We start from the raw sequence: 4655 nt of genomic DNA, 5'->3' as shown, positions 1-4655 counted from the left end.
AAGATTGCTCAACGTGAAGGTGCAATATCAAAAGATTACTACCCTTTTGGTGAAGGTGGCTACAAACTTCCATCAAGTCAAAACGTGAAAAGAGCTTTGAAAATGAATGAGATTGAAAAAATATATAACTACGAATGTAAGGAGTTTTCATATCGTGACGAAGCTAAAGATTTATGGCTGTTTAGTTACCTTTTAAATGGGGCTAATATGAACGATATTATCAGATTAAAGTATAAGAATGTTGATGATGAGTTCATAACATTTGTTCGTAGAAAAACCAGAAAGACTAGCAAATCATCTAAGCCAATAAGCGTTGCCCTTACTGATGATTTAAAAAAATTAATAGACAAATGGGGAAATAAAGACCGCTCTCCGGAAAACTATATATTTCGTTTCATTAATGAAGATATGACCGAAAAGCAGATTAGGCGTTGCTTGGATAGACTAATCAAAAGAACTAACGACCACATGAAAAAAATCGCAACTGAGGTCGGAATTGAGAAAACGGTAACTACATATACGGCAAGGCACAGCTTTTCAACTGTATTAAAACGTTCAGGAGTTTCAACTGAATATATTGGGGAAAGTTTAGGACATAACAATCTAAGAACTACTGAACTTTACCTTGATAGTTTTGAAGATGAAACAAAAAAAGAAGTGGCTAAATACTTAACAGCATTTTAGTTCTATTACAAATTGACCCATAGATTAGATTATAGGAGCCAATAACCTCAAGGTCGTGATATTTCGAGTCCCGCCCTGGGCACACAAAAAAATTCCCGACTGATTTAATTCGGTCGGGAGTTTTTTTAAAGTATTCTTTCTTCTATTTTCCCAATTTCAATATTCTAAAAGCACCTCTCACTACAATTAGAAAAACAATTGCTCCTACAATCAAATCAGGATATTTAGATTGAGTAAGTAAAACCAAAACTCCAGCAAGAATTACACCTGTATTAATAATTACATCGTTAGAGGTGAAAATCATACTGGCTTTCATGTGGGCTTCTTTACTTTTGGATTTTTGTAGTAGATACAAGCAAAGAGCATTTGCAATTAATGCCAAGATAGATATACCAATCATTATCCGATAATCTGGCATTGCTTCATAACCAATAAACCTACGAATGACCTCTATAATTCCCAATAATGCCAAGGTTAATTGGAAATATCCGCTTAAACGAGCTACTTTCTTTTTTCGCAATACTGTTGAGCCAACTGCCCACAGACTTAAACCATACACAAAGGAATCGGCTAACATGTCCAACGAATCGGCAACTAAGCCCATTGATTTTGATATAAGCCCTGTTGTCATTTCAATTATGAAGAATCCAAAGTTTATAATGAGTACTGACCAAAGGAGTTTTGACTGTACATCTGAACTTTCAGATTGAACATCATTTGAATCAATATATTCAGTGCTGGATAGTTCTGCACCAAAGTTCAGAGACTCCAATCGTTTAGTAATCTCTTTGTCTTCATCTGAATGGAAAACTGTTAGGTTACGGTTTTCAATATCGAATTCGAGTTTTTTGATAACTTCAAGACCTTCCAATTTCATCCGAATCATGTTTTCTTCGGATGGGCAGTCCATTTTTGCTATGTGATATTCTGACTTTATCATGTCTATTTGTATTAAAACAAACTGAATTTAATACCTCCATTAAATACAAAACCATCTGTCGGTGCCCAAATGTCGGTAAAAGTAGGATTGTTAGTTGGCGGTAGCACCAATGGTTCAAATTGAGCCTGATGGGTATTTGTGAAATTCTCAAAGTTTATAAATACGGAGAACTTCTCAAACATACGCATGAGCATTACACCCATCATCCAGTAATCTGACTTTTTGTTGTATGCATTATCATATTGATGACCTGTGTAGTACAATTCATATCCTGCCGACCATTTTTCTTCAATTTCATACATAAGCACAAAACCAGCATTGTGCTTTGGTGTTAATGGTTTTTGTTTGTTGATATTATCATATTTTAATTCGGTGTTTACAAAGGCATAATTTAGATAAAGATTGAAGTCATCATATGTCAGTTTTATATTGGTTTCAAAACCTGAGCTTAAAATATTTCCATCGGCACTTTCAAAATATGCGAGGTTTGCTGTTTCATCCTCACGCAATACTAACGCATTTTTGAGTTGAGTAAGGAAGAACAATTGGTTAATAGAGAATGTCATTTCATCACCCAATGCGGTTTTATAGTTTATGTCGAAATTTCCACCTATGGAAGTTTCAGCATCTACCTGTTCGTTGGATAATGGTTGGATTCCCCTGAAATACAACCTTTCAGCATCCTCAGTAAATATTGTTGGCAGTTTGTATCCCATAGCACCACCAATGCGTGAGCTTAGTTTGTTATTTGCTTTATATAACAAAGAAAAACGAGGTAATATAAACACTCCATAATCGGTATTATAATCGGTTCGCAAACCAGATTCCAATATGAATTTTTCGTTTAAATCGGTTATGTTTTGCACGAATCCCCCAACCGTATTGTGGGTATAATCCCGCGTTGGAAGAGTATCTGTATTATCTTCCGTAAATTGTTCTAAATAATGATTAGCTCCAAATTGCCAATCAGTTTTTTTGCTTTTATGTAAGCTGTACATGGTTTCAGTGAAACTTGAAATCTGATTCCCGTTAAAATTGTATTCAGGAATGGTAAGCTCCCTGTTGAAATAGGAAATGCTATTCTTTAATGATATTGTCCTATTTTCCTTATGATTCTGGAAATTCAATTGGGTTGCATACCGTTCTGATTTGTTTTTTTCAGTAAATACGTTTTCAATGCCAGGGTTTCCTTCAATCATCTTCATGTCACCACCTGTTCTATCATCAAAGGTGGTCATAAACCCTACACTTAGTTCTGTATTTTTGTTTAAATAATAATAGAGTTTGGGGTTAAGACTAAAGGTTTTGGCTTCGGGCATGTTTGAAAATCCATCATCATCGGGGTCGTAAGCAACCTGATTGTTTGCAGAGCCATATACCGACAAACCTAATTTGCCATATTTTTGAGCATAGAATAAATTCCCTGTTGTACCTAAAGCACTTGTTTGATTCAGCATTATGTCAAGTTTTGGCTTATCGGCAGGTTTTATGGTTACAAGGTTAACCAAACCTGCAATTGCACCACCACCGTACAACGTGGAATTACTGCCCTTGATAAGTTCAACCTGTTTTAAATCGAGCGGTGGAATTTGCATTATGGATAGCCCCCCAGCGAAACCGCCATATAAGGGCATGCCATCCTTTAATATTTGGGTATATCGTCCATCCAATCCCTGTATACGAATACTCATATTGCCTGAACTTAATGAGGTTTGTTGCATTTGAACACCTGTTGTTTCACGTAGCAACATGCCAATATTGGATGAATTCATAGCTGCTTTTTCGCCCAATTCTTCACCTGTGATTGCTTCGATACGAGTTGGAATATCCTGAATTGTTCTTGAAGACCTCGTTGCAGCAATTACAACTTCTTCAAGTTCCTCACCTTCTTCCAATTCTATTTCTATGGTTTTCTGATTGCTTTCGGGAAAGCTTAGTTCTATTTCTGCTTCTTCATAGCCAATAAAGGAAATTACAAATTCATATTTCCCGTCCGACAAATTATCAAATTTGGCAATTCCTTCAGTATTTGTTATTGTTCCTTTGGTTGTTCCCTCTATTGCAATACTTGCACCAATTAATGCCTCACCTGATTCCTCTTTAACTTTAAATGTTACACTGTTCTGAGCTATTAGTATTCCTGATGATGCTATAAATAGGATTGTTGAGATTATATATTTCATGATTCAAAGATTTACAAATTTAAATTGCAAATCTACAAAGTATAAAAGTGCAACAGAATTGCAAAGATGCTATTTGCAATCTGGGCAAATACCTTTTACAACGAAATTGGCACTCTCAAAGGAGAAGCCATCTGGTAAGTCCATTTTAGGTACAGGCATATCACGCAAACAATGTGTTTGTCCACATTTATTACAAAGAAAATGAACGTGTAAATCATCGGGGGCACAAGTACAACCTTCATCGCAGAGAGCGTATTTAACTGCACCTGTACCATCGTCGATGCTATGAATTAAGTAATTATCCTGAAATGTTTTGAGGGTTCGGAAAATCGTAGAACGGTCAACATTATCAAATTGCTGTTCTATTTCGTAAAGGCTTAACGCTTTCTTATTTTTGTCCAACACCTCGTAAACCAACTTTCGCATTGCCGTTGGTTTTATATTTTTTTGTTCAAGTTTATTATCAACATCGTTTTTCATGTAAACAAATATACTTAAAATGAAGGTTCAAAATATTGGGAGGAGTTTTAGTATTCTCAAATTTCAAACTCAATTTTCCCAATCCGCTTCAACCACCCCTCAAGGAATAAATGATTTTTACCTTTCTTGGCAATCTTGTGGTAATAGCGGATTCGAGCTTTTTTGATTTCCCAAAAAAGTTCCTTTGGTTGGCAATTTGCAATCGCTTCAAGTGTCATTTTACCAATAATACCGTCCATCTTCAAGTCGGCATCAAAGAATTGGTTCAAAACACGTTGAACGCCTCTGGCTCCCCATACTCCACTATTAACGCACCAATCAAAAACTATTTGCTGTATTGAGCCATTGGAGATTTCATCAATTTTAAA

General features: G+C 35.7%; 5 protein-coding genes. 1 reads left to right on the top strand and 4 read right to left on the bottom strand.

The genetic code is table 11. From position 1 onward, the window contains the following. On the top strand, positions 1-684 hold a 684-nt coding region (locus KEM10_RS23325; RefSeq protein ID WP_212220641.1), incomplete at its 5' end, for a site-specific integrase. A gap of 142 nt (positions 685-826) precedes the next feature. On the opposite strand, the gene KEM10_RS23320 is transcribed toward KEM10_RS23325, so the two are convergent. From KEM10_RS23320 to KEM10_RS23305, 4 genes are all read right to left on the bottom strand, one after another. Next, positions 827-1624 carry a cation transporter gene (locus tag KEM10_RS23320; RefSeq protein ID WP_212220638.1) on the bottom strand — a complete coding sequence of 266 codons (798 nt, stop codon included), beginning with the start codon at positions 1622-1624 and terminating at the stop codon, positions 827-829. Positions 1625-1635: 11 nt separating this feature from the next. After that, positions 1636-3807: a TonB-dependent receptor gene (locus KEM10_RS23315; RefSeq protein WP_212220634.1), complete on the bottom strand. Its 2172-nt coding sequence runs from the start codon at positions 3805-3807 to the stop codon at positions 1636-1638. Between the two features lie 69 nt (positions 3808-3876). Continuing rightward, complete coding sequence (locus KEM10_RS23310) at positions 3877-4287, bottom strand: Fur family transcriptional regulator (RefSeq protein WP_212220631.1); 411 nt, start codon at positions 4285-4287, stop codon at positions 3877-3879. Between the two features lie 56 nt (positions 4288-4343). Then, a partial coding sequence (locus KEM10_RS23305; RefSeq protein ID WP_212220628.1) for a putative peptidoglycan-binding domain-containing protein occupies positions 4344-4655 on the bottom strand: 312 nt, incomplete at its 5' end.

It is taken from the genome of Carboxylicivirga linearis (assembly GCF_018271995.1).
Taxonomy (GTDB): Bacteria; Bacteroidota; Bacteroidia; order Bacteroidales; family Marinilabiliaceae; genus Carboxylicivirga; species Carboxylicivirga linearis.
The sequence above is the reverse complement of the archived record's forward strand: the minus strand, read 5'-3'. Positions and strand labels throughout refer to the sequence as shown.

Coding starts and splice junctions, on each gene's coding strand:
- KEM10_RS23320 (WP_212220638.1), bottom strand. CDS start 1,624: ATGATAAAGTCAGAATATCACATAGCAAAAATGGACTGCCCATCCGAA.
- KEM10_RS23315 (WP_212220634.1), bottom strand. CDS start 3,807: ATGAAATATATAATCTCAACAATCCTATTTATAGCATCATCAGGAATA.
- KEM10_RS23310 (WP_212220631.1), bottom strand. CDS start 4,287: ATGAAAAACGATGTTGATAATAAACTTGAACAAAAAAATATAAAACCA.